The organism is Schnuerera sp., assembly GCF_035459645.1.
In the GTDB taxonomy this organism is placed as follows: Bacteria; Bacillota; Clostridia; order Tissierellales; family Tepidimicrobiaceae; genus Schnuerera.
The window spans coordinates 1-3,626 of the sequence record NZ_DATHXO010000262.1 but is presented as its reverse complement, the minus strand read 5'-3'; the positions used below and the strand labels follow the sequence as shown (position 1 = coordinate 3,626).

General features: G+C 32.5%; 3 protein-coding genes. All 3 read left to right on the top strand.

Going from position 1 to position 3,626, the window contains the following annotated elements; translation table 11 throughout:
* Nucleotides 1-589, top strand: a 589-nt coding sequence (locus VK998_RS06220) for an S-layer homology domain-containing protein (RefSeq protein ID WP_325226629.1), incomplete at its 5' end; no start/stop codon positions are given.
* Nucleotides 590-623: 34 nt separating this feature from the next.
* Nucleotides 624-1,889 carry a hypothetical protein gene (locus VK998_RS06215; RefSeq protein WP_325226627.1) on the top strand — a complete coding sequence of 422 codons (1,266 nt, stop codon included), beginning with the start codon at nucleotides 624-626 and terminating at the stop codon, nucleotides 1,887-1,889.
* 88 nt (nucleotides 1,890-1,977) lie between these two features.
* Nucleotides 1,978-3,626 (top strand): S8 family serine peptidase (locus tag VK998_RS06210; RefSeq protein ID WP_325226625.1); only part of this gene is annotated, 1,649 nt, incomplete at its 3' end.

The following is a 3,626-nucleotide window of genomic DNA, read 5'->3' as shown; positions in this document are numbered from 1 at the left end:
TGTAGTAGAAGGACAATGGTTTTACGATACGGTTCAAAAAGCATCAGCTAATGGATATATAACTGGATATGAGGATAATACTATTAGACCAAATAATCCAATAACTAGAGAAGAAGTGGCAACTATTATAGCTAGAATAATGAATCTAAAACTAAATGATGAGGGAATTGAAGATTTTATAGATAAAGATAAAATAAATTGGAGTAGTGGATATGTAGGGGCAGTAGTAATAAAAGAATACATGGTAGGATTTCCAGATGGCTTTTTTAAACCTCAGAAAAATATAACTAGAGGTGAAGCTGTATATGCACTAAACAATATTGTATGTATAAAAGAAATACATGATGTTGAAGCAATAGTTAAGCAAGATTTTCTTGGCATCACTTACATTCATGTAATTTCCAATTCAGAGGGAAAGCCATCAGAAGTAAAAGCTAATGGTCAAAATTTAACTTATGATAAAAAGGATGGGAAGTGGAAGGGAACAACCTTAGATTTGGAAATAGGTGATACTGTAAAAATATCTATTATTAAAGACGGAGAAGAGGAAACCTTGACTGTTAAGGTAAAGGATATGACAGATAGTTAGAAATTTCAAATCAATATAAAGAGGAGGTTTCAAATTGAAAAAATTAAGTTTTAATCAGATTTTATCATTTATAATGATAGCATTATTAATACTTCCAGCTTTTGTATTTGCATCTTCTGGAACCAATGTATCTATTAAAAGTGTATATTTTAAAGATGAGAATGGGAATATGGTATATGTTAATTATGAACAAGTTACAGCAAACTCTATGGATGACGATCATATTCTTTATGAAGCTATTAAACATCATGTAGGAATTGCTGAGGAGAAAGGAAGAACAATCTATTTAGAAACAAATACTGGAACCATATTAGATTATAAATTGGCAATGTTAGACAATCTATTTAAACTCAGGGAAATTATAGGCAATGAAAAATATGAATTTGATGAAGAAATTGAATATACCCATGAGTTGAAAGTAATAGACGGAGAAGCAAAGATAGTTGAAGCTGAAGAAGAGGATCCAGAAGATCCTTCAGAAGATGTATACATTGTAAGGATAACTCCTGTTGATGGTATTATTGTTCCTATAGGGACAACAGAAGAAGAAGTTATGAATTTATTGGCAAAGACTACAACTATTGAAGATAGCGAAGGGGATACCCATATTGTAAGTTTAGACTGGGACATTATAAATTATGATGAAAATACAGAGGGTCAATATCCAGCTATAGGAGTATTCGAATTGCCAGAAGGTATAGACAATAATAGGGAATTAGAGTTAAAAGTAGAAACTACTGTTGAAGTATATACTCCAGTTGTTGAAGATTGGCCAGTGGAAGTCGAAGATGTATTTGTTGGAAAGAGTGAAATCACTGGTAATACCTATGCAAATATAGAAATTAAGGAAGAATACGTAACAGAAGTTACTGGGGTTTATGTAGAAAAAGTAATGGCAAATAAAATGGAAGATTCACCATCTCAATGGAGAATCAAAGTAGAAGATGGTACTACAATAGATGATTTAAAGGGGAAAATATCTACAATATTAGATGATGAAGATTTCGAAGAAGAACCAGAAATAATTGCTACTTTTCGTCCATCATTTATACCTACCTTTGGATATGTTTCCATTGAGGTCAATAATATAGAAGATGCTGAAAAATTTGATGTTGTTTATCATCTATCTGATAGCGAGGATGGAACAGAAAATATTGTAGAAACAGATATAGTTTCCATAGGTGAGGAAGCTGGATTGATATTTTATGATACTAATCAATATGATACTGTAGATATTAGAATTTATGATGGAGATGATGTGTTTCTTTATATTTTTGAAGATGTAGTTTTAAACCGATAATAGTGAATTACATTGAAATTAAAATCAGCCCAAAGGTTCCATCTCCTTTGGGCTAAACTGCTAAAAAAATTAAAGAGGAGGAGATAATTTGAAAAGAATAACTAGAATTTTTTCAATACTATTAATACTTTCTCTAATATTACCTGGTTTTACTTTTGCAGAAAATCAGAATAGTTTGACTGATGAGCAAAAGGAAATACATCGAAAAGTAACGGAAAAATTTGGTTCAGATCCTTTGAGTAATATTGATATAGATTCTATATCGACTGATGAAATCTTTGAAGACAGTGAAGAAGTAAGAATAATTATTGAATTAGAATCAAAACCTTCTATAGTCCATGCAACAGAAAAGAATATGGGTTATGAAGAATTAAATTTTGCTAGTCAAATTGAAAGGCAAATAGAAATTGAACAGGAGAAGGTTAAAAATGCCATTTTATCTAAAAATATAAATATGAATTTTATACACAGTTTTAAAACTGCCTTTAATGGATTTAGTGGCAATGCGAAATTTGGGGAGATTACAGCAATAGAGAAATTGCCTTCTGTAAAAAAAGTATATATTGCAAATGAATATGAAAGACCAATAATCAAACCGGATATGGATTCATCTAACGATATGATTGGTTCTATTCCTACTTGGAATATAGGGTATGAAGGGGAAGGTACTGTAATTGCTATCATAGATAGTGGTATTGATCCAAGTCATAAGGATATGATACTTGGTAATGAAACTAATCCAAAGCTTTCCAGACAAACAGTAGAAGAGATGGATTTACTAGGGAAATATTACACTGAAAAGATTCCATATGGATACAATTACTACGATCTAAATGATGAGATTCGTGATTTAGGGCCGGCTGCTTCTGAGCATGGAATGCATGTTGCAGGTACTGCAGGGGCAAATGGAGATCTAGAGAATGATGGCATAAGGGGAGTAGCACCAGAAGCACAGTTATTGGCTATGAAGGTGTTTTCTAATGATCCAATCTATGCAACTACATTTAGTGATATATATTTGGCAGCAATAGACGAAGCAGTAAGATTAGGTAGTGATGTTTTAAACATGAGCTTAGGTGCTGCTGCAAGTTTTTACATTCCAGAGTCGGCAGAGGATATTGCTATAACAAATGCAACTGATAATGGAATAGTATGTTCAGTTTCAGCAGGTAATTCAGGGTCATTTACCTATGGATGGGCAGATACTAATTATGGATATCCTTGGAAACAAAATCCAGATATAGGAGTAGTAGGCGCTCCAGGTCTAAATAAAGATACAATACAAGTCGCCTCTATAGAAAATATTAATCAAAAAGTAAATACTATAATTTATGAATTGGATGATGAAGAATATCATATTCCTATGGCAATAGCAGGAAATATTGATCCTGCAACTACGTTGATAGGTTCTCAAGAATTTGCAGATGGTGGCTCTGGGCATCCTTCTGAGCTTGAAAATGTAGAAGACAAGATAGCTTTGATAATACGTGGAGGATTAACTCCAAACTTCGTTGATAAAATTCAAAATGCTCAAGATGCAGGGGCTTCTGGAGTAATAGTATATAATCATGAGTCTGGTGGAGAGGAATTAGTTAATATGGCAACGCCAGCAGTCATGAAAATACCAGCTGTATTCATAGGATATCAGGGAGGAATAAGTTTAATGGAATTAGAAGAAAAAGTTATAACTTTTTCAGATGAGCTTATAACTGTACCTAATCCTAATGCCAATTTAAT